Source organism: Streptomyces albospinus, from assembly GCF_014648695.1.
GTDB classification, from domain to species: domain Bacteria; phylum Actinomycetota; class Actinomycetes; order Streptomycetales; family Streptomycetaceae; genus Streptomyces; species Streptomyces albospinus.
Window position 1 is genome coordinate 235,342 of sequence record NZ_BMRP01000005.1, and the last position, 26,588, is coordinate 261,929.

Below are 26,588 nucleotides of genomic sequence, written 5' to 3' on the forward strand. Positions count from 1 at the left end.
GTTCGGCGGCGACCAGCTCGGCGATCTGGACGGCGTTCAGGGCCGCGCCCTTGCGGAGGTTGTCGTTGGAGACGAAGAGCGCGAGGCCGTTCTCGGCGGTCTCGTCGCGGCGGATGCGGCCGACGAACGACGCGTCCTGGCCCGCGGCCTGGAGCGGGGTGGGGACGTCGGTGAGCGCGACACCGGGGGCGCCGGCCAGCAGCTCCTGGGCGCGGGCGGGCTCGATCGGGCGCGCGAAGCGGGCGTTGATCTGGAGCGAGTGGCCGGTGAAGACCGGGACCCGCACGCAGGTGCCGGACACCTTCAGCTCGGGAATGTCGAGGATCTTGCGGCTCTCGTTGCGGAGCTTCTGCTCCTCGTCGGTCTCGTTCAGGCCGTCGTCGACGAGGGAGCCGGCCATCGGCAGGACGTTGAAGGCGATCGGGCGGACGTAGGTGTCCGGGGCCGGGAACTCCACCGCGGAGCCGTCGTGGGTGAGCTTGGTGGCGTCCTGCTCGATGACCTTGCGGGTCTGGCCGTCCAGCTCCGCGACGCCGGCCAGACCGCTGCCGGAGACCGCCTGGTAGGTGGCGACGACGAGGGAGACCAGCCCGGCCTCCTCGTGCAGCGGGCGCAGCACCGGCATGGCGGCCATGGTGGTGCAGTTCGGGTTGGCGATGATGCCCTTGGGGCGGTCGGTGATCGCCTGCGGGTTGACCTCGGCGACGACGAGCGGGACCTCGGGGTCGCGGCGCCAGGCCGACGAGTTGTCGATCACGACCGGACCGGCGTCGGCGACCTTCTCCGCGAGCGCCTTGGAGGTGGCGCCGCCGGCCGAGAAGAGCACGATGTCGAGCCCGGAGTAGTCCGCGGTGGCCGCGTCCTCCACGGTGATCTCGGTGTCCTGCCAGGGCAGCGTCCGTCCGGCGGACCGGGCCGAAGCGAACAGCCGCAGCTGCTCGACCGGGAAGTTGCGCTCGGCGAGAATGCGCCGCATCACGCCGCCGACCTGTCCGGTCGCTCCGACGATACCGATCCTCATGGGACTCCTTCTTTCTGACCTGGCCGTCCGGCCCGGCTCCGGGTGTCTGCAAGGGAACACCTGCTCGGTGGCGCTCCCATCATGTGTGTGAGACCCGTCGCCTTGTCCAATCCATTCCAGTAGATGGAGAGACGCGCCACCGGGTTGCACACGGCGCGTCGCACACGGTCGCCGGAGGGTGACATCCGCAGGTCCGCGGGCGCCGCGGTCAGCGCGGCAGGACCACCACATACGCCTGCGGCTCCCGGTCCAGCGACGCCATCAGGGCGGTGCGGATCACCGTCGCCAGTTGCTCGGGCGCGTCGCGCAGCAGCCGCGGCAGGCAGCGCACGACCGTGATGCCGAGCTGCTCCAGCGCTTCGCGGTGCTCGTCGTACGGGGCGTTCATCGGGTCGGCGGTGGGGCGCGGGGCGCGGGTGTCGACCTCCAGGGCCACTCCGTGCTCGGGCCAGTACGCGTCCACACCGCCCAGGTGCGGGCCGCCCGGCAGCCGCAGATCGACGTTCCAGAAGGGGTCGGGCAGGCCGTGGCCGCGGACCATCCCGTAGAGCCGCTGCTCGGCCAGTGCGCGGCCCTCGGCGAGGAGTGTGTCCACCGCGTCCACCACGTGCGGCCGGTGCAGCAGCCGGGCCCGGCTCAGCTCCCGGACGACCGAGGGCGCCTCGCAGTGGCCGCCGCGGACCGCCTCGGCGAGCAGCCGGCGGACCAGGGTGGCGTCGTCGAGGCCGGCGACCGCGTCGGCCAGTGCGCGCTGGACGGGCGCGGTGGGCACGCCGGTGACCACCTGGGGGAGCGGCAGGTCGGTGCCCCGGACGAGTTGCGCGAACCCGGTCGAGCGCAGCCGCCGGGTCCGGGCGACCAGCACCTCGATCCGCTCCAGGGACAGCAGCGGGGGCGCGGCGGTGAAGCCGTACAGGGCGAGCGCCGCCAGCCCGGTGATCATCGGTTCCGGCAGGGACGGCCGCGCCGCGCCCTGGCTGGGCACGGTCGGGCCGCGGTGCCGGGCGTACAGCAGCGCGGCGTGCAGCCGCTCCTCGCTGGTGGGTGGCCCCTGGTGCAGCAGATACACCCCGGGGAGCAGCTGCTGCCAGGGGCCGCCCGGCCGGCACCGGGCGGCGGTCTCCGCGGCCGGGACGCCGTGGTCCCGTAGCTGACGCGCCGTCAATACCCGGCAGTGGACGTCGGAGAGGTGGCGGAGGGGGAGGGGGGAGAGCGGGGTGTCGTGGTTCATGCCAGGGCGATTCCCGGCCCCGCTCCGCCCCCTAACCGCTGTTACCCGCCTGTGGCACAAGCGGGACAATCCTGCCCTCAAGTACGGGCGTTCGACGTCCGATACCAGCTGGTCGGGGGGCGGGTTACGGCCGCTGCCCGGCCGCCTCGTCACAAGCCTGTGCGCGCAGCGCCCGGGCCAGATCGTCCCGCTCCTCCAGCACCAGCCGGCGCAGCGCGGGCGCCGCCTTCGCGTGCTCCGCCAGCCAGGCGTCCGCGGCGGCCAGTGTGGCCCGGTCCACCTGCCAGGACGGGAACAGCCCGCGCACCACGGACATCGCGATCTCGATGGACCGCTCCTGCCAGATCCGCTCGATCGCGGCGAAGTAGCGCGGCGTGTACGGCGCCAGCAGCTCCCGCTGCGCCGGCTGCGCGAAGCCGCTGATGGTCGCCTCCACCAGCGCGTTGGAGAGCGCGTCGGACTCCACCACGTCCGCCCAGGCCTGCGCCTTGACCCCGCCTGCGGGGCGGGCGGCCAGGCAGCGCACCTGGTGGCGCTTGCCGGACGCGGTGTCGTCGCGGGCGAGTTCGGCGGCGATCACCGATGCGTCGGCGACCCCGTGCGCGGCCAGCGGCAGCAGGAACGCCCAGCGCAGCTCCTGGTCCACGTCCAGCCCGTCGATCTTCGCCGTACCGTCCAGCAGCCCGGTCAGCAGCTGGAGGTCCGCCGGGGTGGTGGCGACCGAGGCGAAGTGCCGGGCCCAGCTGAGCTGGTGGCCGCTGCCCGGGTCGGCCGTCCGCAGCTCGCCGAGCGCGCCCTCGGACAGCGTCCGGGCGGCCCGCTCGCGGTGCTCCGGCGCGGTGTAGTGCTCCAGCGCCGTCTCCGCCTGGCCGTGCACGGACTGGAGCACGCCGATCACGCCCTCCGCGCCGCCGAACCGCCGCACCAGGTCCAGGAAGTCGCGGGCCGGCATCAGCCCGTCCCGGGTCAGCCCCCACAGCGCGGCCCAGCACAGCGCCCGCGCCAGCGGGTCCCGCAGATCGCCGAGCCGGGCCCGCAGGGTGGCCAGCGACCCCTCGTCGAACCGGGTCTTGCAGTACGTCAGGTCCTCGTCGTTGACCAGGATCAGCTCGGGCCGCTCGGCGCCGGCCAGCTCCGGCACGGGCGTGCGCTGCCCGGAGACGTCCACCTCGGCGCGGGCGTACCGCACCAGCGCGGAGTCCGCGTCCAGGCGGCGGTAGAGGCCCACCGCGACCCGGTGCGGCCGGAGTTCGGGGTGCTGCTCGCTCGCCTCCTGGACGACCGCCAGCTCGGTGATCCGGTCCTGGGAGTCGTAAGTGACCTGAGGCGTCAGGGAGTTGACGCCCGCCGTCTCCAGCCAGGCGCGCGACCAGGCCGCCATGTCCCGCCCGGAGGTCTCCTCCAGCACCGACAGCAGGTCCGTCAGCCGGGTGTTGCCGTAGGCGTGCCGCTTGAAGTAGCGCCGCGCGCCCTCCAGGAACGCGTCCTGCCCCACGTACGCCACCAGCTGCTTGAGCACGCTCGCGCCCTTGGCGTAGGTGATGCCGTCGAAGTTCAGCTTGGCGTCCTCCAGGTCCCGGATGTCGGCGGTGACCGGGTGGGTGGAGGGCAGCTGGTCGGCGCGGTACGCCCAGGACTTGCGGCGGTTGGCGAAGGTGATCCAGCCGTCCGTGAAGCGGGTCGCCCCCACCTGAGCGAACGCGCCCATGAAGTCGGCGTACGACTCCTTGAGCCACAGGTCGTCCCACCAGTGCATGGTGACCAGGTCGCCGAACCACATGTGCGCCATCTCGTGCAGGATGACGTTGGCCCGGCGCTCGTAGGACGCCTCGGTCACCTTCCCGCGGAAGACGAACTCCTCGCGGAAGGTGACGCAGCCCGGGTTCTCCATCGCGCCGAGGTTGTACTCGGGGACGAACGCCTGGTCGTACTTCCCGAAGGGGTAGGGGAAGTCGAAGTGGTCGTGGAAGAAGTCCAGGCCCTGCTTGGTGACGGTGAAGATGTCGTCCGCGTCGAAGTGCCGGGCCAGCCCCTTGCGGCAGAGCGCGCCCAGCGGGATCTCCAGCTCGGTGCCTCCGTCGAAGGTGCGGCGGTAGGTGTCGGTGACGTAGTGGTACGGCCCGGCGACCACGGCCGTGATGTACGTCGAGATCGGCCGGGTCGTCGCGAAGCGGTGCCGGCCGCCCTCGGCGGCTCCGTCCTGGGCGCCGTTGCCGAGCACCAGCCAGCCTTCGGGCGCGGTCACCTCGAAGGTGAACGGGGCCTTCAGGTCGGGCTGTTCGAAGTTGGCGAAGACCCGGCGCGCGTCGGCGGGCTCGTACTGGGTGTAGAGGTAGACCTCGCCGTCCTCGGGGTCGACGAAGCGGTGCAGGCCCTCGCCGGTCCGGCTGTAGGCGCAGTCCGCGTCGACCACCAGGGTGTTCTCCGCGGCGAGGCCGTCCAGCGCGATCCGGGTGCCGTCGAAGACCGCGGCCGGGTCCAGCTCCCGGCCGTTGAGGGTGACGGAGCGGACCGCGGGCGCCAGAAGGTCCGCGAAGGACGAGGCGCCGGGCTCGGCGCACCGGAAGCGGATGGTCGTACGGGAGCGGAAGGTGGCGGCCTCCGCGCCCCGGGTGACCGCTGAGCGGACATCCAGCGCCACGTCGTAACCGTCGACGTTCAGCAGCCGGCCCCGCTCACGTGCCTCGTCCCGCGACAGATTCTCACCTGGCACGACGTGCCTCCCTCGCCCTCGTCTCGAATATCGAACACTGGGAATCATGGCACGGGGACCGCCGGTTGAACCGTCCACGGAAGAACGCTGCACCGCTCGCAAAGGAGACCCCGTGTCCGAGACCGCCAAGACCCCGGCAGACTTCTGGTTCGACCCGCTGTGCCCCTGGGCCTGGATGACCTCCCGCTGGATGCTGGAGGTGGAGAAGGTGCGTCCGGTGGAGGTGCGCTGGCATGTGATGAGCCTGGCCGTCCTGAACGAGAACAAACTCGACACGCTCCCCGAGGAGTACGCGGCGAACATGCGCCCCGGTGGCAAGTCCTGGGGCCCGGTCCGCGTGGTGATCGCCGCGCAGCAGCTGCACGGTGACGAGGTCGTCGGCCCGCTCTACACCGCGATGGGCAACCGCTTCCACAACGCGGGCGAGGGCGTGAACCGCGAGTCCATCGCCGGCGCCCTCGCGGACGCCGGCCTGCCCGCCGACCTGATCGCCTACGCCGACAAGGACACCTACGACGCCGAGCTGCGCGCCTCCCACAAGGCGGGCATCGACCTGGTCGGCCAGGAGGTCGGCACCCCGGTCATCGCCGTCCCCGGCTCCGACGGCGACCAGATCGCCTTCTTCGGCCCGGTCGTCACCCCGGCCCCGAAGGGCGAACAGGCCGCCAAGCTCTGGGACGGCACGCTGATGGTGGCGTCGATCCCGGGCTTCTACGAGATCAAGCGGACGCGGACGGCGCCGCCTCAGTTCGACTGATCTCCGCAGCGCGGAGCGCACGAGATCAACCCGCCCCGGACACAGGGGCCGATCGGACCATCCCCGCAGGGGCGGGGCGAACGCGCCTTCCCACGCCGGATGGCCCCCACGAGTCACTCCCCCAGCTACCGCTGGGAGGTACCCCCACTCGTGGGGGCCATCCGTTTTCCGCCTGCCGGGTGAACGGTGAGAAGACGATCACGAGGCAGGACGTCCGCGGCGGCGTTACGGCGCCAGCAGCAGGTTGTTCGCGCGCTCCTTCGCGGCGGCGTACCGCTTGGCGACGTCCTGCCAGTTGACGACCTTCCACATCGCCTCGATGAAGTCCACCTTCTGGTTCTTGTACTGGAGGTAGAAGGCGTGCTCCCAGGCGTCGAAGACCAGGATCGGCACCGAGCCCTGGCCGACGTTGCCCTGGTGGTCGTAGATCTGCTCGACGATCAGGCGGCCGGTGACCGGCTCGTAGGCGAGCACGCCCCAGCCGGAACCCTGCGTGGTCGCCGACGCCTTGGACAGCTGGGCCTTGAACTTGGCGAACGAGCCGAAGTTCTCCGCGATGGCGTCGGCCAGCTCGCCCACGCCGTCCTTCGCCAGCGGCTCGCCGCCGCCGTCACCGGTCATGTTGTGCCAGTAGATGCTGTGCAGGATGTGGCCGGAGAGGTGGAACGCCAGGTTCTTCTCCAGGCCGTTGATGCTGCCCCACTGGTCCTTGTCGCGCGCCTCGGCGAGCTGCTCCAGGGTGTCGTTGGCGCCCTTCACGTACGCCGCGTGGTGCTTGTCGTGGTGCAGCTCGATGATCTCGGGGCTGATGACCGGCGCCAGCGCCGCGTAGTCGTAGGGGAGTTCCGGAAGTGTGTAGGTCGCCATGCCGATCCCGCCTCCAAGCTGCATATACGCAGTAGTTGCAATCAATGTGCAAGAGCACGCTACCAGCAGGAGTGATCGCCGGACGGAGGAGCCGTCCGGCCTGGTCCCAAAGACGTAAGGCGGGGCGGGACCTCGGAAGGAGGTCCCGCCCCGCCTTACGGGGTCCGAAGGAGAACTACCGGTTGCTCAGCGCCCGCTGCCGGATGAGCCCGATCACCGTCAGCACCACACCGAAGCCGCCGGTGAACAGCAGCTGGATCCGCTGGTTGTCGTCGCGCAGCATCAGCATCAGCACCGCGACGATGCCGGCCAGCGCCACCCAGGTCAGCACCGGGAAGGCCCACATCTTGACCACCAGCTTCTCCGGCGCCTCGCGCTCCAGCCGCCGCCGCATCCGCAGCTGGGCCACCGCGATGAAGCCCCAGACCACCAGGACGGCCGCGCCGACCATGTTCAGCAGCCACTGGAAGAGCGTGGTGGGCCACAGGAAGCTGAAGAGCACCGCGATGAACCCGAAGGCCGAGCACAGCAGTACCGCCCGGCGCGGCACTCCGCCGCTGACCTTCCCGAGGAAGGCCGGGCCCTGGCCGCGGGAGATGAGGGAGTAGGCCATCCGCGACGAGCCGTAGATGTTCGCGTTCACCGCGGAGAGCAGCGCGACCAGGATGACCACGTTCATGATCTGGCCGGCCGCCGGGATCTTCAGGTAGTCCAGCACCGCCACGTAGGGGCCGCTCTTGGCGATGGACGGCGCGCTCCAGGGGATGACCGTGACGATGATGGCCATCGAGCCGACGTAGAAGAGGGCGATCCGCCACATCGCGGTCCGCACCGCGCTGGCCACACCGCGCACCGGGTCCTTGGACTCGGCGGCGGCGATGGTCACCGTCTCCAGACCGCCGTACGCGAAGACCGACGCCAGCAGACCGACCATCAGGCCGTCGACGCCCTTGGGCAGGAAGCCGCCGTCGCCGGTGAGGTGCGCGGTGCCGGGGGCCGAAGTGCCGGGCAGCAGGCCGAGGATGGCCAGCACGCCCAGGACCAGGAAGATGCCGATCGCGGCGACCTTCAGGGTGGCGAACCAGAACTCGAACTCACCGAAGTTGCCGACCGCCGCCAGGTTCGTCCCGGTGAAGATCACCATGAACACCAGTACCCACATCCACGGCTGGGTGGACGGGAACCACTGGTGCATCACATCCGCGGCGCCCAGCGCCTCGGCGGCCACCGCCACACACAGCAGCGCGGTGAACATCCAACCCACGGTGAAGCCGGCCCACGAGCCTATGGAGCGCTCGGCGTGCACCGAGAAGGAGCCGGACGCCGGATTGGCCGCGGCCATCTCGCCCAGCATCCGCATGATCAGCATGACCAGCGCGCCCGAGACGGCGTACGCCAGCACGATGGACGGGCCGGCCGCCGCGATGCCCTCGCGGGAGCCGACGAACAGTCCGGCTCCGATCACCCCGCCGAGGGCGATCATCGAAAGGTGGCGCTGCTTGAGGCCGTTCGACAGCGAGCCGCCGTCCTGGCCGGCGCCCTGGACCGCGTCGGTCTGCTCGCGGCTGGCCGCGGCGGACGAGGGTGTCCGATTCATGTCGTACCTGTCCCAGTAGGTGAGATGCGGAGCGGGCGAAACTGCGGTCTCCCGGGGCCGCGGACGGCTCAACTCCGGGGTCCTCGGCAAAGCTGGCCCAGTTTGAGTGCCGGTGTCCGCTCAGGGCAACAGGTATGCAGCGATTGTTCGGTATTCAGACGCGATCGTGACCGTGCGTGCCTGATGCATCGTCGAATGCGATGAATGTGAGGTGTGTCTCATAGGTGCCCGAGTCCACCGCAAGCGCGCCCCGGGGTGCGCGGCGGCGGCCCGCACGCCGGCGGCTCAGTCCCGTACGCGGCGGTCCCGCAACTCCCGTGCACCGGCCACCACCAGCACCGCCGCGGTCGCCCCGGCCGACCACAGCAGCTGCGGCCGGGTCGTGTCGTCGGTGAGCATCAGCACGATCACGCCCGCCATCGCCGCCAGCGCCAGCCACGTCAGATAGGGGAACGCCCACATCCGCAGCGCGAGCTTCTCCGGCGCCTCCCGCTCGATCCGCGGTCGCAGCCGGAGCTGGGACACGGCGATCAGCCCCCAGACGAACAGCAGCACCGCACCGACCGCGTTGAGCATGTAGAGGAAGACGGAATCCGGCCACTTGAGATTCAGCAGCACGGAGACGAAGCCGAACGCCACCGAGGCCAGAACCGCCCGCCGCGGCACCCCTCCGCCCGACACCTTCAGCAGCCCGCGCGGCGCCTCACCGCGCTCGGCCAGCGAGAACACCATCCGCGACGAACCGTAGAGATTGGCGTTCAGCGCCGACAGCAGCGCCACGAACACCACGATGTTCATGATCTGCCCGGCGCCCGGCACCCCGATGTGGTCGAGCACCATCACGTACGGGCTCGTGCCCGGCCGCATCGACGACCAGGGCAGCACGGTCACGATGACCAGCATCGACCCCACGTAGAAGAAGAGGATCCGCCACACCGCGCTGCGCACCGCCCGGCCCACCGCGCGCGCCGGGTCGTCCGACTCGGCCGCCGCGATGGTGACCACCTCCAGCCCGCCGAAGGCGAAGACCACCGCGAGGACGCCGGAGACCACCCCGCCCCAGCCGTGCGGCAGGAAGCCGCCCTGCCCGGTGAGGTTGGCCAGCCCGACCGGCTCCGTGTCCGGCAGCACCCCGAAGACCGCCAGCAGGCTCAGCGCCAGGAACAGCACGATCGCGGCGACCTTCAGCGCCGCGAACCAGAACTCGAACTCCCCGAAGTTCTTCACCGCGGCCAGGTTGGCGACGGTGAAGACGATCATGAAGAGCAGCACCCAGCCCCACTGCGGCACCGCCGGCAGCCAGCCGTGCGCGATCTGCGCCGCCCCGGTGGCCTCGACGGCGAGCACCACCACCAGCAGGAACCAGTACAGCCACCCGACGCTGAAGCCGGCCCAGCGCCCCAGCGCCCGCTCCGCGTGCACCGAGAACGCCCCCGACGCCGGCATCGCCGCCGACATCTCCCCGAGCATCCGCATGATCAGCATCGCCAGCGCACCCGCGATCAGATACGACAGCACGATCCCCGGCCCGGCCACCGAGATCCCCGCCCCGGAGCCCACGAACAGCCCCGCGCCGATCACCCCGCCCAGTCCCAGCATCGTCAGATGGCGCTGCTTGAGCCCGGCGGACAGCGGCTCTCTCCCGACCGGAGGCGGTGCGTCGTGCATGGTGCGTACTCTCGCGACAGGGCGGCCGGGCCGCCGACGGCTTTGGGGGAACTCCACAGGTCACCGCGGGTCGTCGCCCAGTGTCGCCGCCCACCCCGCGCTACCACAAAACCGGCGCCCGTCGACCGCCCCGGCCGTGACGAGCATCACGTGACCTGCGAAGACACCCCGCGATGCGGCAACGCCGGGCATCCTGGCGGTTGTTCGGAACTCTCCAAGCGGGCCGGTACGGCTTTGTCGGTGCCACACGATGATCGCCAACGGCCCGCTCGACTAACGTCATCTGGTCCCGACCCTCCCGCATCCCTCTCACCCCGCGGAGTACCGATGAGCACAGCAGCACCCGCCCTCAACCCCGGTGCCGTCCTCGCCGACCTGCTGCCGGCCGCCACCGCCACCCGCGCCCGCGTCCGCGACGCCGCGCTGGTCATCGGCGGCGCGGCCCTCACCGGTGTCGCGGCCCAGATCGCCGTGCCGATCCCCGGCTCCCCGGTCCCGGTCACCGGCCAGACCTTCGCCGCCCTCCTGGTCGGCGCCTCCCTCGGGGCCGGCCGCGGTCTGCTCTCGCTCGCGCTGTACGCCATCGCGGGCGTCGCCGGGATGCCCTGGTTCGCGGGCGGCGCCTCGGGTGCCGGCGGCGCCACCTTCGGCTACGTCCTCGGCATGCTGCTCGCCGCCACCGCCGTCGGCGCGCTGGCCCGCCGCGGCGGCGACCGCGGGGTGCTGCGCACCGCCGCCACCATGGCCGCGGGCAACGCCCTGATCTACGCGATCGGCGTCCCCTTCCTCGCCCTCAGCACGGGGATGCCCCTCGGCAAGGCCGTCGCCGTCGGCATGGTGCCGTTCCTCCTCGGCGACGCCCTCAAGATCGCCCTGGCCATGGGCGCCCTGCCGGCCGCCTGGAAGCTGGCCGGCCGCCGCGCCTGACGCCGCGTTCGGGATTCCGCAACTCGTCGTCAACTCGTCAACTCGTCGTCGAGGAATCCGACATGACAGGGCGGGGCCCGCACCGTGGGAAACGGTGCGGGCCCCGCCGTCGTCCGCGGACGGGGGCTACGCGCCCTCCGTCGCCTCCGCCGTCGCCTCGGCCGCCACGGCCTCGTGCCCGCGGGGCCGCCGCCGGTCCAGGGCCAGCCCGACCGCCAGCACCACCACGGCCGCCACCACCGACAGCACCATCTGCTCCCGGCCGTCCTTGTCGTAGAACATGTAGCCGATGACGAAGACGATCAGCGCGATCGTGGCGTAGGTCAGCCACGGGTACAGCCACATCCGCACCGTCAGCCGCTCCGGCGCCTCCCGCTCGACCGTCCGGCGCATCCGCAGCTGCGAGAAGCAGATGACCAGCCAGACGAACAGCGCCACCGCGCCGGACGAGTTCAGCAGGAACTGGAAGACGGTGTCCTTCGAGGTGTAGCTGAAGATCGTCGCGATGAAGCCGAAGGCCACCGACGCCCAGATCGCCACCGCCGGCACACCGCCCTTGTTGACCGTCGTGAACGACTTCGGCGCGTCGCCGCGCTCACCGAGCGAGTACGCCATCCGGGACGCCGTGTAGAGCCCGGAGTTCAGACAGGACAGCACCGCGGTCAGCACGACCACGTCCATCACGACGTCCGCGTACGGGATGTCCAGCGACTTCAGCACCGCCACGTACGGGCTCTTGGCCACCCCCGGGTCGTCCCAGGGCAGCAGCGTCACGATCACCGTGATCGAGCCGATGTAGAACAGCGCGATCCGCCAGATGACGCTGTTGACGGCCTTGCGGACGGCCACCACCGGGTTCGGCGACTCGCTCGCCGCCAGCGTCACGATCTCGCTGCCCATGAAGGAGAAGACCACCAGCAGCATGCCGGAGAGGATCGCGCCCGGCCCCTTCGGCAGGAAGCCGCCGTGCCCGGTCAGATTGGTTGTGCCCACCGCGTGATGGCCCGGCGGCAGCCCGAATATCGCCAGCGCGCCGACCACGATGAAGATCACGATCGCCACGACCTTGATCCCGGCGAACCAGAACTCGAACTCGCCGAACGAACCCACCGACACCAGGTTCGTACCGGTCAGCACGATCATCACCAGCAGCGCCCAGGCCCACTGCGGGACCGCCGGGACCCAGCCGGTCAGGATCGACGCCGCCGCGGTCGCCTCCACGGCCAGCACCACCGACCAGAAGAACCAGTACAGCCAGCCGATCGTGAAACCCGCCCAGCGCCCCAGCGCCCGGTCCGCGTACGCCGAGAACGACCCGGAGGTCGGCGAGGCCGCGGCCATCTCGCCCAGCATCCGCATCACCAGCACCACCAGCAGGCCGGTCAGCGCGTAGGAGAGGAGGATGCCCGGCCCGGCGGCCTTGATCCCCGCCCCGGAGCCGACGAACAGACCGGCGCCGATGACCCCGCCGATGGCGATCATCGACAGATGGCGGTTCTTGAGTCCTGCTTGCAGTCCGCCGCCCGACTGCCCCCCGACGGCTCCGCCGCCGGGTTCGCCGGCGGCGGCGACCGCGTGGGTGGTGGGGGTGCCCCCTGCTCCTTCAGAGCTCGGGGGAAGGTGCGCGCCCATGAGCACCGTCCTTCTCTGGTTCTGTGTGTGGAACCCAGACATGACAACGTGGTGAACGTCCGTTGGGAAGAGCCGAATCCGGATCATTATGGTTACCGCCGAGTTGTACGGAGTCTCCGGCGGCGGCACAAAGCCCCGGTGGCCCCTACCCCCGGTACGCCATGCCACACTCGTGCCATGCGCGTGTACATCGGCTCCGACCATGCAGGTTTCGACCTCAAGAACCACCTCGTCGACTGGCTCAAGGCCCACGGCCACGAGCCCGTCGACTGCGGCCCGCACATCTACGACGCCCAGGACGACTACCCCCCGTTCTGCCTGCGCGCCGCGGAGCGCACCGCCGCCGACCCGGAGAGCCTCGGCATCGTGATCGGCGGCTCCGGCAACGGCGAGCAGATCGCCGCCAACAAGGTCAAGGGCGTACGCGCCGCACTGGCCTGGAGCGAGGAGACCGCCAAGCTCGGCCGGGAGCACAACAACGCCAACGTCATCTCGGTCGGCGGCCGGATGCACACCGTCGAGGAGGCGACCCGGTTCATCGAGGTCTTCCTCGCCACCCCGTACTCCGACGAGGAGCGGCACACCCGCCGGATCGAGATGCTCGCCGCCTACGAGACCACCGGCGAGCTCCCCCCGATCCCGGCCCACCACCCGCAGCAGGACTGACCGCCGCACCCCGCCGCCCTCCGGTGCGAGCACCGTTCCCCAAGCTCTCGAATCCGCTCGAGCAGGGGAGGCCCCAATCACCGGAGCGGCTGACGCCGCGCTGCCCGCTGCCCGCCGGGGGCAGCGGGCGTGCCCACTGGAGGACGACCCGATGCCCGAGGGGCACACCATCCACCGCCTCGCGCTGGACCACCGGGACCGCTTCGAGGGCCGAGCGGTCCGGGCGAGCAGCCCGCAGGGGAAGTTCGCGGCCGGCGCGGCGCTGATCGACGGTCAGGTCATGGACACCGCCGAGGCGCACGGCAAGCACCTCTTCCTCGGTTTCGGCCCGGACCGCTGGGTCCACATCCACCTCGGCCTCTTCGGCAAGCTCGGCTTCGGCGGCGCGCCGGCCCCGCCGCCCACCGACACCGTCCGGCTGCGGCTGGTCGGCACCGGCCACCACGCCGATCTGCGCGGCCCCACCACCTGCGCCCTGATCACCGACGCCGAGAAGCAGGCGATACACGCCCGGCTCGGCCCCGACCCGCTGCGCCCCGACGACGACGGCGCCCGCGCCTGGCAGCGGATCGCCCGCAGCCGCACCACCGTCGCGGCGCTGCTCCTCGACCAGAAGGTGATCGCCGGCGTCGGCAACGTCTACCGCGCCGAGGTCCTCTTCCGGCAGGGCATCGACCCCTACCTCCCCGGCCGCGACCTCACCCGCGCCCAATGGGACGCGATCTGGGCCGATTTGGTGTCGCTGATGCGCGAGGGCGTCCGGCACAACCGGATCGACACCGTCCGCCCCGAGCACCTGCCCGAGGCCATGGGGCGCCCGCCGCGCGTCGACGACCACGGCGGCGAGGTGTACGTCTACCGCCGGGCCGCCGACCACTGCCACATCTGCGACAGCGAGATCCGCACCGCCGACCTCGCCGCCCGCAACCTCTTCTGGTGCCCGGGCTGCCAGCCGGCCACGGCCCGCCGGCCGTAGGGCGCGCCGGGGGCCGCGGGGCACGCCCTACGGCCGTACGGCTAGAACCCGTGCGGCAGCCAGGGCGCCACGTCCGAGCCGAACGCGAGGGTCGCCGCCGCCAGCGCCCCCGGCCGCAGCTCCCGCACCCGGCCGGCCCCGGCCAGCGCCGCCAGCGAGAAGCCGCCCAGATAGGCTGAGCCCAACTCCCTTACGGACAGCGCGAGATCGGCCGGGTCCGAGGTCCGCTCGCAGGCGGCGCCCTTCTCGTCCCCGGACAGCCGCCAGCGCCCCGCGTTCCACGGGCAGAAGTCGTCCGCGACCTCCAGCACCACCTCCACCGGCGTCCGGTACATGCGTGCCGCCAGCGCGGCCCCCACGTCCACCGGCCGGATGAACAGCGCCTCCTGCAACCCCAGTTGGCAGCGCCGCTGGTCCGCCACCAGATGCGGCAGCGGGTCGTCGACCGGCCGGCCGCGCACCGCCACCGACGCGGTCAGGTCGATCCCGAACAGATAGCGCCACAGCGCCGCGTAGACCACCGTGTCCAGCGCCTCGACCTGCCGTACGTTCACCTGCCCGTGCGGCCCGCTGCGGTCCCACTCCGGCGTGACGGCGTACCGGGCGTATCCCCGCACCTCGCCGTCCACCTCGGCCAGCACGCACTGGAGCATCCCGGCCCCGTCCCGCTCGCTCTCCGGGTCGAGCACCCCCTGCCGCTCCCAGCCGGGCCGCCGGGCGAGCATCCCCGGCCGGTCCGGGACCAGTTGGGCGTAGACCCGCTCGCAGTCCGGCACCGTGGCCACCGGGTCCGCCAGCCGCAGCCGCACGCCGTCCACGCCGGGCAGATCCGGGGCGGCCAGCCGCACCGTGTCCACCGTCATCGCCAGCCCCTGCGTGGCCACGCCGTAGCCGAAGCGCCCGTAGATCGCCGGCTCCGAGGCGGTCAGCACCGCCAGTGCCTCACCGCGCTCATGAACGTCGGTCAGCTGGTGCCGCATCATCGAGCGCAGCACCCCGCGCCGGCGGTGCGTGGGCAGCACGCTGACGGCCGTGACCCCGGCGACGGGCAACTCCACGCCGCCCGGCACCGTTAGTCCGAACGAGAAGGCGCCGCCGGTGGCGACGGTGTCCGCACCGTCCCGGACCGCCAGCATGCGGTCGATCTCGGTGACCTCGCGCCACCACGCACGCCGCTCCGGAGCGTCCGCAACCCCGCCGAAAGCCACGTCCAGTGTGTCGAACCAGGCATCCCACTCGGCCCATCGCAGCGGCTGCAACTCTGTTGTCATACGCCATGCCTAGCAGGCCGCTCTCCGGCCGCGCGACCGCATTTCGAACGCGATTTCCCGGCAATTCCCCTGGGTGACGTGCGGCGAATCGACGCACCGCCGAACGGGTGGATAAGGTCCCAGAGCAATGACACGCGGCCCGGGAGCGGAAACCCTGACGGCCCGGATGCGCAGACGTCTGCTCCGGGCCCGTATCGGCGTGCGCAAGGCCGGTGTCGACTACTTCCGCGGCGACGGCTCCGACTGGCTCGCCCTGGTCGCCCTGCTCGCCGCCATACCCGCCATCGCCGCCGGCACCCTCTGGCACTCCGAGTGGTTCGCGCCCACCGCGCTGGTCCTCCCGATCATCGCCGGCGGACTGCTGCTGCGGCCGGCCAACCTCCTTGTCCTGTACGCCGCTTCCGCCTCCGCGCTGATCGTCGAGGCCGCGCTGTTCGGCCCGTACGACGAGGGGCCCGACCGGATCACCCCCGGCACGGTCCTGGTCGTCGCCGCGGTCGGCCTCTTCGGGCTGTTGATCGCGCAGTTCCGCAGCCGGGTCGGGGTGCCCTGGCGGCGCGGCGGCACCATGCTCTTCGACCTGCGCGAACGGATCCGGATCCAGAGCGCGTTGCCGAAGCTGCCCACGGGCTGGCACCACGAGATGGCGCTCCGCCCGGCCGGCGGCCAGTCCTTCTCCGGCGACTTCGTGGTGGCTTCCCGCACCCAGGGCGGCAACATCCTCGAAGTCGTGCTCACCGACGTCTCCGGCAAGGGGATGGACGCGGCGTCCCGCGCGCTGCTCCTCTCCGGCGCCTTCGGCGGGCTGCTCGGCTCCCTCCCGCCGCACGGGTTCCTGCCCGCCGCCAACGGCTACCTCCTGCGGCAGGACTGGGACGAGGGGTTCGCCACCTCCATCCACCTCGTCCTCGACCTGGAGTCCGGGGACTACGAACTCCTCTCCGCGGGCCATCTCCCCGCCCTCCAGCTCAGCGCGGGCACCGGCCGCTGGGAGGAGAAGGCGGGGGAGGGGCCGCTGCTCGGGGTCTACGACGGCGCCCAGTTCGACCCGGTCAAGGGGACGCTGCGGCCCGGCGACGTGCTGATGATGTTCACCGACGGCCTGGTGGAGGCCGCCGACCGCGATATCGCCGAGGGCATCGACCGGCTGACCGGCGAGGCGGAGCGCTATGTGCACGGCGGATTCGCGGGCGCCGCCTGGCATCTCATCGAGGCCGTCGCCAAGGACGTCAACGACGACCGGGCGCTGCTGCTGATCTGCCGGGACGCGTAGGGCAGTTCGGCGCCTCCGGTTCCGTACGGCTGCCCGTTCGCCCGCCCGGCAGGACGCGGGCCGGCAGCCCGGACCGGCCGGCGGCCAGCGGGCCGAGGACGGCCAGGATCAGGACGTACCCGGCGATTGTCGACCAGCACCTTGGTGACGATGGCCGACGAGGAGATGCCCAGCACCCCGGCGAGCACCAGTGCCTCGGCGGTGCCCCAGCCGAGCGCGAAGCCGAAGCCGAGCCCGGCGCCGACGTTCAGCGTCAGATAGGCGCCGCCGGCCAGCGCCATGTTGCGCCCGCCCGCCTTCAGGTCGTCCACATGGAATTCCAGGCCCAGGTAGAAGAGCAGCAGCACCAGGCCGAGGAGGGAGAGCATCTCCAGGTCGTGCGGGTCGGCGACCAGCACGATGCCGGGGGTGTGCGGGCCGAGCAGTATTCCGGCCAGGATGAACAGGGGGATGGTGGGGAGGCCGATCCGGCCGCCGAGGCGGGCGAGGACGGCGGCGGCGAGAAAGGCGCCGCCCATGGCGATCAGGGTGTCTGCGTGTCCGATGGGCCCGTTCCTCCTGGTCGTCAGGTGCTCCGACCGGTGGCCGCGTGCTCCGGCGGCAGTGGGTCAGGGGAGCAAGGAGTCAAGAGATCATCAAGATATCGTCAATACTTAGATTACCAAACGATTGGTACGGCGCTCGCGGCCGGTCCGCGGCGCCCTCCCCGCGTCCCCCCGGTGGGGTTTTCCCCCGACGTGTCCGGCGGCCCTCCCCATGGCCGGAAAAGGCGCCCGCTCCCTACCGTGAACGCAGCGACCGGCCCTCCGACGGGCCGGCCGGCCACAGGGAACGGGGAGTACGGAATGAGTGGTGGATACGCCGTCGAACTACGCGGGGTGCGCCGCCGGTACGGCCGCGGCACCGGCGCCGTGCACGCCCTGCGCGGGATGGATCTGGCGCTGCCGCACGGCTCGTTCACCGCCGTGATGGGCCCCTCGGGCTCGGGGAAGTCCACCTTCCTCCAGTGCGCGGCCGGCCTCGACCGCCCCACCGCCGGCTCCGTCCGCCTCGCCGGTACGGAGCTCACCCGGCTCCGCGAGGGCCGCCTCACCGCACTGCGCCGCAGCCGACTGGGCTTCGTCTTCCAGGCGTTCAACCTGCTGCCCGCGCTCACCGTCGAGCAGAACGTCCTGCTGCCGCTGCGGCTGGCCGGAAAGCGCCCGGACCGCGGGCGGGCGGCCGACGTCCTGGCCCGCGTCGGCCTGCGCGACCACGCCCGGCGCCGCCCCGGTCAGCTCTCCGGGGGGCAGCAGCAGCGGGTGGCGATCGCCCGGGCCCTGGTCACCGAGCCCGACGTGATCTTCGCCGACGAGCCGACCGGCGCCCTGGACGCCGCGACCGCGGCCGAGGTCCTGGCCGTCCTGCGGCACGCCGTCGACGCCCTCGGCACCACCGTCGTCATGGTCACCCACGACCCGGTCGCCGCCGCCTGGGCCGACCAGGTCCTCCTTCTCGCGGACGGCGCCCTCGCCGACCGCCTGGAGGGCGCCCCGGCCGACCGGATCGCCGCCCGGATGGCGGCGCTCACGGAGCGGAGTTCCGCCCCTTCCGGCCGGCCGGGCGTCGTCCCGTCTTCACCATCCGGACATCAGCCCACAACCCCATACTCACCCCACTTCACGCCAACCCCATGAATCGGGCAAAGCGTTGGCCGAAGATTCGTCACCCGCCTGCGATGGGAAAGGAGTTGATGGCACGATGGGTGTCGGGGGTGTGCGCGGCATGCCCCAGGGCCGGTGAGGCGTTCCGACCGAGGGTGTGATCAGTTGTGGCTCTTTCGCTGTCAGTTGTCCTGATGCTGGGGATCATCCTCGTCGTGCTGATCAGACAGAAGTCGATCAAGGCGGGCCCGGCGCTCGTCGCCATACTCTTCGGCTTCTTCCTCGCCTCCACGGGGATGGCGCCGTCGATCAACCGGTTCCTGACCTCCATCGCGCAGACCATCAACCACATCACGTTCTAGGCCGGTCCGCGGGCCGGGCTCAGGGGGTCTGTCCACCCCCGGTCCGCCCCAGCGCGTCCCGCACGGCATCCTCGCTGCGGCCCACCAGCGCCGACCCGTCGTCGGCGGTGATGATCGGCCGCTGAATCAACCGGGGGTGCGCCGCCAGCGCCTCGATCCACCGCTCACGGTCGTCCGCCGTACGGCCCCAGTCCTTCAGGCCGAGTTCCTTCGCCTCGGCCTCCTGGGTGCGGGTGATGTCCCACGGCTCCAGCAGCAGCCGCTCCAGCACTTCCCGCAACTCCTGGGCGCTCGGCGGTTCTTCGAGATACCGTCGCACGGTGTACTCCGCCCCCTCCGCGTCGAGGAGCTGTACGGCGGAACGGCACTTGGAACAGGCGGGGTTGATCCAGATCTCCATGGCTGCACCCTAGCCAACCGCCCGAATGGCACAAGTACCCCGCCGGCAAAGGGGAAAGCGGGTGTCCACTGGGCCGGCATTTTCCCATTTCCGCGCGGTGCAGGCCGTTTCGGCATGAGTGTGCCCAGCACCGTACTGCCGTAGTGCCGCCGCGGTTCTCCCGGGCGAAGAATGATCCGGCGACCCCCTCCCGGGGAAATGTCCTCCGGTCGGCGAAGCGATAACTGGTTCCGCTATCGGCGGGAGTCGGAGCGTCCGTGCTGCGGGCGCGGAAGCCGTTGGGTTTTACGTACTGCCGAGCCGCGCCGTCGCGCCTGCCTGGGACCTGTTATTCGCGGGTGAAGGTGAAGCACGGGCATCGGTAGAGGTTCCCTGCTGATTCAACTCCATCCGTCAAGAGCCGGAGTCGCGCTATGACCTCTCCCTGTCGGCGCGATACCGGATGCTGCCCGACCCCCGACCCCCGACCCCCGACCCCCGACCCCCGACCCCCGACACCTGCCGCACATTCCGGATTCCGGCGCGGCGTCGCAGTCCGCGCGCCCGATTCCGCACCCGGGCTGACATTCCCCGGCGCCGCGCGCGCCGCGTCGCATTCCCCAATTCACCCCGGCGCGCAGCCTTCGGGCGGCGCGCCGGTAAAACCCGTCGGAGGTCACTGCCTGCCGCAGTAATTGTGCCTCGGGTTGCACTGTTCCACGGTCGAATTCGCCGTGTTCGGACCGCTCTCGTTCGCACCGCGTCTCTTTCGGCCGGCCGCGTCACCGTTTTGCGGTGCGCACACACCGTGGCGAATCCGGAATTCCGGCGGCAGAGAGTTCGGCGGGAGAAGTGACGGACACGGAGAAGTGACGCACCTCGCGGCGGCCGACGACAAAAACGGCCCGGGGCCGGATCGGGAAAGTCCGCGATCCGGCCCCGGGCCGTTTCGGAGCGGGCGACGGGAATCGAACCCGCGTAGCCAGTTTGGAAGACTGGGGCTCTACCATTGAGCTACGCCCGCGAGCGCCGGCGGTCGCAGGACCACGGCACGCTGTGCATCGTAGCGGGTGAGGGCGGTCCGCCGCACACCGCATCGCGCTTCCGATAATTGGCTGCCGCAGAGTCCGCGGCCATGTACCCTACGTGTCGCACCGACGGGGTGTGGCGCAGCTTGGTAGCGCGTCCGCTTTGGGAGCGGAAGGTCGTCGGTTCGAATCCGGCCACCCCGACCAGTTGGTTCCCGCCGGGCACGGCGGAGACGGCATGAGTGGCCGTCCGCGATCGCCGTGATCGCGTTGTGGGCGCCCTCCTCCTTGCGGTTACTATGCAAGCTGCGTGCCCGTGTGTCTTTGTACCGGGCGCGATCGTCCGGGCCCGGATCTGCCGGGACCGGAAGATCTCAGGCAAAACCCCAGAAGTCAGCCCCAAGGAGACCGAACCGTGAAGAGCGCCGTGGAGACCCTGAACCCGACTCGGGTTCGGCTCACTGTCGAGGTGCCCTTCGAGGAGCTCAAGGCCAGCCTCGACGCGGCGTACAAGAAGATCAACCAGCAGGTCACGGTGAAGGGCTTCCGCCGGGGCAAGATCCCGGCTCGCGTCATCGACCAGCGGTTCGGTCGCGGCGCCGTGCTCGAAGAGGCCGTCAACGACGCACTCCCGAAGTTCTACACCGAAGCGGTCAACGAGGCTGAGCTGAACGTCCTCGGACAGCCCGAGGTCGACATCACCGAGCTCAAGGACAACGAGCTGCTGGCCTTCACCGCCGAGGTCGACATCCGCCCCGCCCTGGAGATCCCGGACTACTCCGGCATCGAGGTCGAGGTCGACGCCGTCGAGGTGTCGGACGAGGACGTCGACAAGTCCGTCGAGCAGCTGCGCGAGCGCTTCGCCACCACCACCCCGGCCGAGCGCGCCGCCCAGGACGGCGACGTGCTGACCGTCGACCTGGAGGCCAAGGTCGACGGCGAGGTCCTGGAGGACGGCGTCGCCAAGGGCGTCACGTACACCGTCGGCTCCGGCGAGCTCCTCGACGGCATCGACGAGGCCGTCAAGGGCCTGGAGGCCGGCGGCAGCGCCACCTTCACCTCCGAGCTCAAGGGCGGCTCCGCCGAGGGCAAGGAGGCGGAGGTCAAGGTCGACGTCACCGAGGTCAAGTCCCGTGAACTGCCCGGGCTGGACGACGACTTCGCGCAGCTGGCCAGCGAGTTCGACACCCTTGAGGACCTGCGCGCGGACAGCCGCAAGCGCCTTGAGCAGATGAAGAAGTACGACCAGGCCACCCAGGCGCAGGAGAAGGTCCTGGACGCGCTGCTCGGCCTCGTCGAGGTGCCGATCCCCGAGAAGCTGCTCGCGGACGAGATCCAGACCCGCAAGCACAACCTGGAGCACCACCAGCTCGGCCAGATGGGCCTCGACCTCGCGAAGTACCTGGAGATCCAGGGCAAGACCGAGGAGGAGTTCGACGCCGAGACCAAGGAGCAGGCCGAGAAGGGCATCAAGACCCAGTTCATCCTGGACGAGCTGGTCAACAAGGAGAAGCTGAACGTCAGCCAGGAGGAGCTCACCGAGCACCTCATGCGCCGCGCCCAGTCCTCCGGCATGTCCCCCGACCAGTTCGCCCAGGCGGTCGTCGAGGGCGGCCAGGTCCCGATGCTGGTCGGCGAGGTCGCCCGCGGCAAGGCGCTCGCGGTCGTCGTCGAGGCCGCCACGGTCAAGGACACCAACGGCCAGGTCATCGACCTTGAGGACGAGGAGGAGGCCGAGGTCGCCGAGGCCGTCGTCGCCGAGGCCGAGGGCACCGAGGTGAAGGCCGAGGACGAGGAGAAGTCCGAGGGCTGAGCCCCGGCCGTCCCGGGATTCCCCAGGCTCTCCGAGCTCTGAGTACGGGCCCGAACACGCACGTGCGCGTGTTCGGGCCCGTACGTCATCCCGGTCTGTGAGCCTGCGCTCACAGCGAACAGTTCTCGCTGCGGGATGGCGTTGTCCGACCTGCGCGTTAGGGTCCGTAGATACGAGGGCAGGGGAGTTTCTGAACGCGCGCCGGGCGCACGACACGGCGCCGGTCCCCGCGCCCCAGAAGACGACGCTGAGACGGTCGCGAGCCGTCCGACAACGAGCAGGTGGACACGTGACGATCCCGATGCCTTCCGCCGCCGCTGAGCCGACCTTCGGTGGCCTCGGCGACCAGGTCTACAACCGGCTGCTCGGCGAGCGGATCATCTTCCTCGGCCAGCCGGTCGACGACGACATCGCCAACAAGATCACGGCGCAGCTGCTTCTCCTGGCCGCTGATCCGGACAAGGACATCTACCTCTACATCAACTCTCCGGGTGGCTCGGTCACGGCGGGCATGGCGATCTACGACACCATGCAGTACATCAAGAACGACGTGGTCACCATCGCCATGGGCCTCGCCGCTTCGATGGGCCAGTTCCTGCTGAGCGCCGGCACCCCGGGCAAGCGCTTCGCGCTGCCGAACGCCGAGATCCTGATCCACCAGCCCTCCGCCGGCCTGGCGGGTTCGGCCTCGGACATCAAGATCCACGCCGAGCAGCTGCTGCGCACGAAGAAGCGCCTGGGCGAGCTCTCCGCCCACCACACCGGCCAGACGCTGGAGCAGTGGACCAAGGACGCCGACCGCGACCGCTGGTTCAGCGCCGAGGAGGCCAAGGCGTACGGCCTCATCGACGACGTCATGCCCTCCGCTGCCGGCGTTCCGGGCGGGGGCGGCACCGGGGCCTGAGCCCCGGCCCACGTCCCGCAGTCGACCCCCAGCCCCATTTCGCCACCAGGACGGTGAACCTCCAGATGAACAACTTCCCCGGAAGCGGCCTCTACGAGCGTACTCAGGCCGAGTTCTCCGGCATGACCGCCGAGTCCCGCTATATCGTCCCGCGCTTCGTCGAGCGCACCTCGCAGGGCGTGCGCGAGTACGACCCGTACGCGAAGCTCTTCGAGGAGCGGGTGATCTTCCTCGGGGTGCAGATCGATGACGCCTCCGCCAACGACGTCATGGCGCAGCTGCTGTGCCTGGAGTCGATGGACCCGGACCGTGACATCTCGGTCTACATCAACAGCCCCGGTGGCTCCTTCACGGCGCTGACGGCGATCTACGACACGATGCAGTTCGTCAAGCCCGACATCCAGACGGTCTGCATGGGCCAGGCGGCCTCCGCCGCGGCCGTGCTGCTGGCGGCCGGCACCCCGGGCAAGCGCATGGCGCTGCCCAACGCCCGGGTCCTGATCCACCAGCCCTTCAGCGAGACCGGCCGCGGTCAGGTCTCCGACCTGGAGATCGCCGCTCGCGAGATCCAGCGGATGCGCACGCAGCTGGAGGAGATGCTGGCCAAGCACTCGTCCACGCCGATCGAGAAGATCCGCGAGGACATCGAGCGCGACAAGATCCTGACCGCCGAGGAGTCCCTGGCGTACGGTCTCGTCGACCAGATCGTCTCGACGCGGAAGACCTCCGTCTCCGTCTGATCGCGATCTTCGCGAAATGCGCCGGAGTGTTGCCCCCTTGGACCGAGTGAACCGAGTCGGTCCAAGGGGGGCCCGTACGGGGGGCCCGGCAAGGTACCGTCGATAGGCAAGCACCCGGGTCCGCGGAGCAATGCGGATCCCAGGCGAAGGGGATTCACCTCGTGGCACGCATCGGTGACGGCGGAGACCTGCTCAAGTGCTCGTTCTGCGGAAAGAGCCAGAAGCAGGTGAAGAAGCTCATCGCGGGGCCTGGTGTGTACATCTGCGACGAGTGCATCGACCTCTGCAACGAGATCATCGAGGAGGAGCTCGCCGAGACCTCCGAGGTGCGCTGGGAGGAACTCCCCAAGCCCCGCGAGATCTACGAGTTCCTCAACGGTTACGTCGTCGGCCAGGAGCCCGCCAAGAAGGCGCTCTCGGTGGCCGTCTACAACCACTACAAGCGGGTGCAGGCGGGCGAGAACGGCCCGGGCCGCGGCGACGAGGGCATCGAGCTCGCCAAGTCCAACATCCTGCTGCTCGGCCCCACCGGCTCCGGCAAGACGCTGCTCGCGCAGACCCTGGCCCGGATGCTCAACGTCCCCTTCGCGTTCGCGGACGCGACCGCGCTGACCGAGGCCGGCTATGTCGGCGAGGACGTCGAGAACATCCTCCTCAAGCTGATCCAGGCCGCGGACTTCGACATCAAGAAGGCCGAGACCGGCATCATCTACATCGACGAGATCGACAAGGTCGCCCGGAAGAGCGAAAACCCGTCGATCACCCGCGATGTCTCCGGCGAGGGCGTCCAGCAGGCCCTGCTGAAGATCCTGGAGGGCACCACCGCCTCGGTCCCGCCGCAGGGCGGCCGGAAGCACCCCCACCAGGAATTCATCCAGATCGACACCACCAACGTCCTCTTCATCGTCGGCGGCGCCTTCGCCGGCCTGGAGAAGATCATCGAGGCCCGGTCCGGCGCCAAGGGCATCGGCTTCGGCGCCACCATCCGCTCCAAGCGGGAGATCGAGTCCAAGGACCGGCTCCAGGAGGTCATGCCGGAGGACCTGGTGAAGTTCGGCATGATCCCCGAGTTCATCGGCCGCCTCCCCGTCCTGACCTCCGTCCACAACCTCGACCGCGAGGCGCTCCTCCAGATCCTGGTGGAGCCGCGCAACGCCCTGGTCAAGCAGTACCAGCGGCTCTTCGAACTCGACGGCGTGGAGCTGGACTTCGACCGCCCGGCCCTGGAGGCCATCGCCGACCAGGCCATCCTCCGCGGCACCGGCGCCCGCGGTCTGCGCGCCATCATGGAGGAGGTCCTCCAGGCGGTGATGTACGAGATCCCGTCCCGCAAGGACGTCGCCCGCGTCGTCATCACCGAGGACGTGGTGCACTCCAACGTCAACCCGACCCTGGTCCCGCGCACCCGCGGCGAGTCGGGCGAGCCCCAGGAGAAGAGCGCGTAACGCGCGCCCTCCACGTACAACAGGACCGCCCGGCAGCGAAGTTGCTGCCGGGCGGTCCTTGTTGGTTGGCGATGTGGATCAGCGGTTCAGTTCTCAAGGCCCGGATCGCACGCCCTGCTTGCGTGATTCCCCTTGACGCCTGCCGCCGTCGGTATGGAGTCACACAGGGGCCAGCCATTGTTTCGCGTGGTCCAGCCGCCCTCGCCCACCAACTTGCACGCGCTCACCACGTTGGGCCCGACTTTGTATCCGAGGTGGGACAGGTAGGCCGCGCACTGTGCGGTATCGGCGTAGGCCGGTGCGGTCGCGACGATCGGAAGGGCACCTGCCGCTACCGGAACTCCCGTTGTTGCGGCCAGTCGACGGATTGCTCTGCGCATGACATCCCCCTCGTTGTTGATCTTCGGTCGAGGGAAGGTGACAGCGGGTCGCCCGCGTTCGCCACGTGTATGTGGGGTATTGGTCAAAGTTCTGTCGCGATGCGCCGGTTCGTGCGAGCGCGAACGAAAGGCGCTCGATAGGGAAGGAATCCCGATCGAGCGCCGTGAACCTTCAGGCTCTGGGGTGTGGCTACTTCTCCTTGCGGACCTCGTTGCGGACCTTGGCGGTCTTCTCCGAGAGGTCCTTGGCGCTCGGGGTGGTGGCCGAGCTGGCGCCCCTGGGGTCCGGCAGGGCGATCATCTGGACCACGCCCAGGGCGCTGCTGTCGCCCCAGATGCAGGTGGAGGCGGTGGCGGACACGTTCACGCCGCTCGCCGAGACGGTGATCTTCTGCGTCCGGCACTTCATGACCGCGCCGTCGAAGTCGCTCGGGGAGAACGCGGTGACGGGCGTGACGTCCTCGATCTTCCCCTGGCGGTTTGTGGCGTCCTGCTTCGAGTTCTCGTCGACCTTGGCGAACATCTTGGTCACGGCGCCCTGCGGGTCGGCGATGTTGCCGTAGATGCCGACCACGTTCATCTGGAGCCCGCTGCCGTCCTTGTACAGGCCGGTGACGCCCTTGCTGTTGGTGATGCCGAGCGCCTGGGCGTCCTTGTTGTTGGTGAAGTCCTGGGAGTCGTCCTTCGACGGCTGCTTGTGGAACTGCCCGCTCAGCAGGCTGTCGCCCAGCGAGATCGTGTACGGCTTCACGTTGCCGCCCGAGCCGAAGACGAAGTACGCGCCCACACCGATCGCCGCGACGACGGCGACGGCGCCGACGATGATGCCGATCTTCTTGCCGTTGCCGCCGCCGGTCTCCGGGGTGTCGGGGATCATCCCGTAGGGGGTCTGCTGGCCGCCGTACGGGGGCTGCTGGCCGTACGGGGGCTGCTGCGGCTGGGCGTACTGCTGCTGAGGGGCCTGCTGGGGGTAGCCGTAGCCCTGCTGCGGGGGGACCTGGCCGCCCTGCTGGGGGTAGCCGTAGCCCTGCTGCGGAGGCACCTGGCCGCCCTGCTGCGGATAGCCGTAGCCGGGCTGCGGGGCGGGCGGCTGCGGCTGGCCGTAGGGGCCCGGCTGCTGGGGCTGCTGCCCGTACGGGCCGGGAGGCGGCTGGTTGTAGCTCATGGAGCGGTTCCCCTCGTGACTGCTGATGCCGCGGAAATTCCGTGCATGGTGTTTATGCGCTGCCGACATCCTGTAGTACGCCGCCGACAACCGGTGCCCCGGGGGCGAAACCGATTCGAAGCCGCTACAT

Annotated in this window: 21 protein-coding genes, 2 tRNA genes and 1 pseudogene; 12 read left to right on the forward strand and 12 right to left on the reverse strand. The window is 70.5% G+C overall.

The annotated features are described in order from the left end of the window. The 3 genes from IEZ17_RS10385 to pepN form a co-directional block, all read right to left on the reverse strand. Positions 1 to 1,021, reverse strand: a 1,021-nt coding sequence (locus IEZ17_RS10385; protein ID WP_189298750.1) for an aspartate-semialdehyde dehydrogenase, incomplete at its 3' end; no start/stop codon positions are given. Positions 1,022 to 1,229: 208 nt separating this feature from the next. Then, positions 1,230 to 2,252, reverse strand: coding sequence for a hypothetical protein (locus tag IEZ17_RS10390; RefSeq protein ID WP_189298752.1), 1,023 nt, complete (start codon positions 2,250 to 2,252; stop codon positions 1,230 to 1,232). Between the two features lie 124 nt (positions 2,253 to 2,376). Further along, positions 2,377 to 4,965 (reverse strand): aminopeptidase N, encoded by a 2,589-nt coding sequence (pepN, locus tag IEZ17_RS10395; protein WP_189298755.1) that lies wholly within the window; start codon positions 4,963 to 4,965, stop codon positions 2,377 to 2,379. A gap of 112 nt (positions 4,966 to 5,077) precedes the next feature. On the opposite strand from pepN, the gene IEZ17_RS10400 reads away from it, so the two are divergent. Continuing rightward, positions 5,078 to 5,722, forward strand: coding sequence for a mycothiol-dependent nitroreductase Rv2466c family protein (locus IEZ17_RS10400; RefSeq protein WP_189298757.1), 645 nt, complete (start codon positions 5,078 to 5,080; stop codon positions 5,720 to 5,722). Between the two features lie 225 nt (positions 5,723 to 5,947). Here the strand turns inward: IEZ17_RS10400 and IEZ17_RS10405 are convergent, their stop codons facing one another. The 3 genes from IEZ17_RS10405 to IEZ17_RS10415 all read right to left on the reverse strand — a co-directional run bounded on the left by IEZ17_RS10405 (position 5,948) and on the right by IEZ17_RS10415 (position 9,854). Continuing rightward, positions 5,948 to 6,589, reverse strand: a complete 642-nt coding sequence (locus IEZ17_RS10405; protein WP_189298759.1) for a superoxide dismutase — start codon at positions 6,587 to 6,589, stop codon at positions 5,948 to 5,950. A gap of 175 nt (positions 6,590 to 6,764) precedes the next feature. After that, positions 6,765 to 8,186, reverse strand: a complete 1,422-nt coding sequence (locus IEZ17_RS10410) for an amino acid permease (RefSeq protein WP_189298761.1) — start codon at positions 8,184 to 8,186, stop codon at positions 6,765 to 6,767. A gap of 285 nt (positions 8,187 to 8,471) precedes the next feature. Next, positions 8,472 to 9,854, reverse strand: a complete 1,383-nt coding sequence (locus tag IEZ17_RS10415) for an amino acid permease (RefSeq protein ID WP_189298763.1) — start codon at positions 9,852 to 9,854, stop codon at positions 8,472 to 8,474. A 327-nt stretch (positions 9,855 to 10,181) separates the two neighbouring features. On the opposite strand from IEZ17_RS10415, the gene IEZ17_RS10420 reads away from it, so the two are divergent. Beyond that, positions 10,182 to 10,781: a biotin transporter BioY gene (locus IEZ17_RS10420; protein ID WP_189298765.1), complete on the forward strand. Its 600-nt coding sequence runs from the start codon at positions 10,182 to 10,184 to the stop codon at positions 10,779 to 10,781. Positions 10,782 to 10,907: 126 nt separating this feature from the next. On the opposite strand, the gene IEZ17_RS10425 is transcribed toward IEZ17_RS10420, so the two are convergent. Continuing rightward, on the reverse strand, positions 10,908 to 12,413 hold the full coding sequence (locus IEZ17_RS10425) for an amino acid permease (RefSeq protein WP_189298766.1): 1,506 nt from the start codon (positions 12,411 to 12,413) through the stop codon (positions 10,908 to 10,910). A gap of 177 nt (positions 12,414 to 12,590) precedes the next feature. On the opposite strand from IEZ17_RS10425, the gene IEZ17_RS10430 reads away from it, so the two are divergent. Next, a complete protein-coding gene (locus IEZ17_RS10430) occupies positions 12,591 to 13,079 on the forward strand; it encodes a ribose-5-phosphate isomerase (RefSeq protein ID WP_189298768.1) in 489 nt (162 codons plus the stop codon). Between the two features lie 151 nt (positions 13,080 to 13,230). Next, the gene (locus IEZ17_RS10435) at positions 13,231 to 14,055 is read left to right on the forward strand and encodes an Fpg/Nei family DNA glycosylase (RefSeq protein WP_189298770.1); all 825 of its coding nucleotides are present in this window, start codon (positions 13,231 to 13,233) and stop codon (positions 14,053 to 14,055) included. A gap of 41 nt (positions 14,056 to 14,096) precedes the next feature. Here IEZ17_RS10435 and IEZ17_RS10440 read toward each other — a convergent pair whose 3' ends face one another. Continuing rightward, entirely contained in the window at positions 14,097 to 15,326 is a 1,230-nt protein-coding gene (locus IEZ17_RS10440) for a GNAT family N-acetyltransferase (protein ID WP_189298772.1), read from the reverse strand. Between the two features lie 127 nt (positions 15,327 to 15,453). Between IEZ17_RS10440 and IEZ17_RS10445 the strand changes: the two genes are divergently transcribed. Then, a complete protein-coding gene (locus IEZ17_RS10445) occupies positions 15,454 to 16,599 on the forward strand; it encodes a PP2C family protein-serine/threonine phosphatase (RefSeq protein WP_189298774.1) in 1,146 nt (381 codons plus the stop codon). A gap of 95 nt (positions 16,600 to 16,694) precedes the next feature. Here the strand turns inward: IEZ17_RS10445 and IEZ17_RS10450 are convergent. After that, positions 16,695 to 17,117, reverse strand: a pseudogene (locus IEZ17_RS10450) (cation:proton antiporter domain-containing protein); the annotation flags it as partial. 327 nt (positions 17,118 to 17,444) lie between these two features. Here IEZ17_RS10450 and IEZ17_RS10455 point away from each other — a divergent pair. Further along, positions 17,445 to 18,275: an ABC transporter ATP-binding protein gene (locus IEZ17_RS10455; RefSeq protein WP_189298776.1), complete on the forward strand. Its 831-nt coding sequence runs from the start codon at positions 17,445 to 17,447 to the stop codon at positions 18,273 to 18,275. A gap of 134 nt (positions 18,276 to 18,409) precedes the next feature. Further along, complete coding sequence (locus IEZ17_RS10460; RefSeq protein ID WP_043264344.1) at positions 18,410 to 18,604, forward strand: hypothetical protein; 195 nt, start codon at positions 18,410 to 18,412, stop codon at positions 18,602 to 18,604. 19 nt (positions 18,605 to 18,623) lie between these two features. Here IEZ17_RS10460 and IEZ17_RS10465 read toward each other — a convergent pair whose 3' ends face one another. After that, the gene (locus tag IEZ17_RS10465) at positions 18,624 to 19,004 is read right to left on the reverse strand and encodes an ArsC/Spx/MgsR family protein (RefSeq protein WP_189298777.1); all 381 of its coding nucleotides are present in this window, start codon (positions 19,002 to 19,004) and stop codon (positions 18,624 to 18,626) included. 932 nt (positions 19,005 to 19,936) lie between these two features. Further along, positions 19,937 to 20,007 (reverse strand) — tRNA-Gly (locus IEZ17_RS10470). Between the two features lie 134 nt (positions 20,008 to 20,141). On the opposite strand from IEZ17_RS10470, the gene IEZ17_RS10475 reads away from it, so the two are divergent. The 5 genes from IEZ17_RS10475 (at position 20,142) to clpX (ending at position 24,913) form a co-directional block, all read left to right on the forward strand. Then, positions 20,142 to 20,218: transfer RNA gene (locus IEZ17_RS10475), tRNA-Pro, on the forward strand. 208 nt (positions 20,219 to 20,426) lie between these two features. After that, positions 20,427 to 21,824 carry a trigger factor gene (tig, locus tag IEZ17_RS10480; RefSeq protein WP_189298779.1) on the forward strand — a complete coding sequence of 466 codons (1,398 nt, stop codon included), beginning with the start codon at positions 20,427 to 20,429 and terminating at the stop codon, positions 21,822 to 21,824. Positions 21,825 to 22,125: 301 nt separating this feature from the next. Then, positions 22,126 to 22,728: an ATP-dependent Clp protease proteolytic subunit gene (locus tag IEZ17_RS10485; protein WP_189298879.1), complete on the forward strand. Its 603-nt coding sequence runs from the start codon at positions 22,126 to 22,128 to the stop codon at positions 22,726 to 22,728. Between the two features lie 65 nt (positions 22,729 to 22,793). After that, positions 22,794 to 23,468, forward strand: coding sequence for an ATP-dependent Clp protease proteolytic subunit (locus tag IEZ17_RS10490; protein WP_308427623.1), 675 nt, complete (start codon positions 22,794 to 22,796; stop codon positions 23,466 to 23,468). 161 nt (positions 23,469 to 23,629) lie between these two features. After that, positions 23,630 to 24,913, forward strand: a complete 1,284-nt coding sequence (gene clpX, locus IEZ17_RS10495) for an ATP-dependent Clp protease ATP-binding subunit ClpX (RefSeq protein WP_189298781.1) — start codon at positions 23,630 to 23,632, stop codon at positions 24,911 to 24,913. Positions 24,914 to 25,483: 570 nt separating this feature from the next. Here clpX and IEZ17_RS10500 read toward each other — a convergent pair. Next, a complete protein-coding gene (locus IEZ17_RS10500; RefSeq protein WP_189298783.1) occupies positions 25,484 to 26,458 on the reverse strand; it encodes a hypothetical protein in 975 nt (324 codons plus the stop codon). Between the last annotated feature and the right edge of the window lie 130 nt (positions 26,459 to 26,588).

Excerpts from the sequence above, each read along its gene's own strand:
- IEZ17_RS10490 (WP_308427623.1), top strand. The coding sequence starts at position 22,794 with ATGAACAACTTCCCCGGAAGCGGCCTCTACGAGCGTACTCAGGCCGAG.
- IEZ17_RS10500 (WP_189298783.1), bottom strand. The coding sequence starts at position 26,458 with ATGAGCTACAACCAGCCGCCTCCCGGCCCGTACGGGCAGCAGCCCCAG.
- IEZ17_RS10435 (WP_189298770.1), top strand. The coding sequence starts at position 13,231 with ATGCCCGAGGGGCACACCATCCACCGCCTCGCGCTGGACCACCGGGAC.
- IEZ17_RS10440 (WP_189298772.1), bottom strand. The coding sequence starts at position 15,326 with ATGACAACAGAGTTGCAGCCGCTGCGATGGGCCGAGTGGGATGCCTGG.
- IEZ17_RS10465 (WP_189298777.1), bottom strand. The coding sequence starts at position 19,004 with ATGGAGATCTGGATCAACCCCGCCTGTTCCAAGTGCCGTTCCGCCGTA.
- IEZ17_RS10410 (WP_189298761.1), bottom strand. The coding sequence starts at position 8,186 with ATGAATCGGACACCCTCGTCCGCCGCGGCCAGCCGCGAGCAGACCGAC.
- IEZ17_RS10390 (WP_189298752.1), bottom strand. The coding sequence starts at position 2,252 with ATGAACCACGACACCCCGCTCTCCCCCCTCCCCCTCCGCCACCTCTCC.
- IEZ17_RS10485 (WP_189298879.1), top strand. The coding sequence starts at position 22,126 with ATGCCTTCCGCCGCCGCTGAGCCGACCTTCGGTGGCCTCGGCGACCAG.
- IEZ17_RS10425 (WP_189298766.1), bottom strand. The coding sequence starts at position 12,413 with ATGGGCGCGCACCTTCCCCCGAGCTCTGAAGGAGCAGGGGGCACCCCC.
- IEZ17_RS10415 (WP_189298763.1), bottom strand. The coding sequence starts at position 9,854 with ATGCACGACGCACCGCCTCCGGTCGGGAGAGAGCCGCTGTCCGCCGGG.
- IEZ17_RS10405 (WP_189298759.1), bottom strand. The coding sequence starts at position 6,589 with ATGGCGACCTACACACTTCCGGAACTCCCCTACGACTACGCGGCGCTG.
- IEZ17_RS10455 (WP_189298776.1), top strand. The coding sequence starts at position 17,445 with ATGAGTGGTGGATACGCCGTCGAACTACGCGGGGTGCGCCGCCGGTAC.
- IEZ17_RS10430 (WP_189298768.1), top strand. The coding sequence starts at position 12,591 with ATGCGCGTGTACATCGGCTCCGACCATGCAGGTTTCGACCTCAAGAAC.
- IEZ17_RS10420 (WP_189298765.1), top strand. The coding sequence starts at position 10,182 with ATGAGCACAGCAGCACCCGCCCTCAACCCCGGTGCCGTCCTCGCCGAC.
- IEZ17_RS10445 (WP_189298774.1), top strand. The coding sequence starts at position 15,454 with ATGACACGCGGCCCGGGAGCGGAAACCCTGACGGCCCGGATGCGCAGA.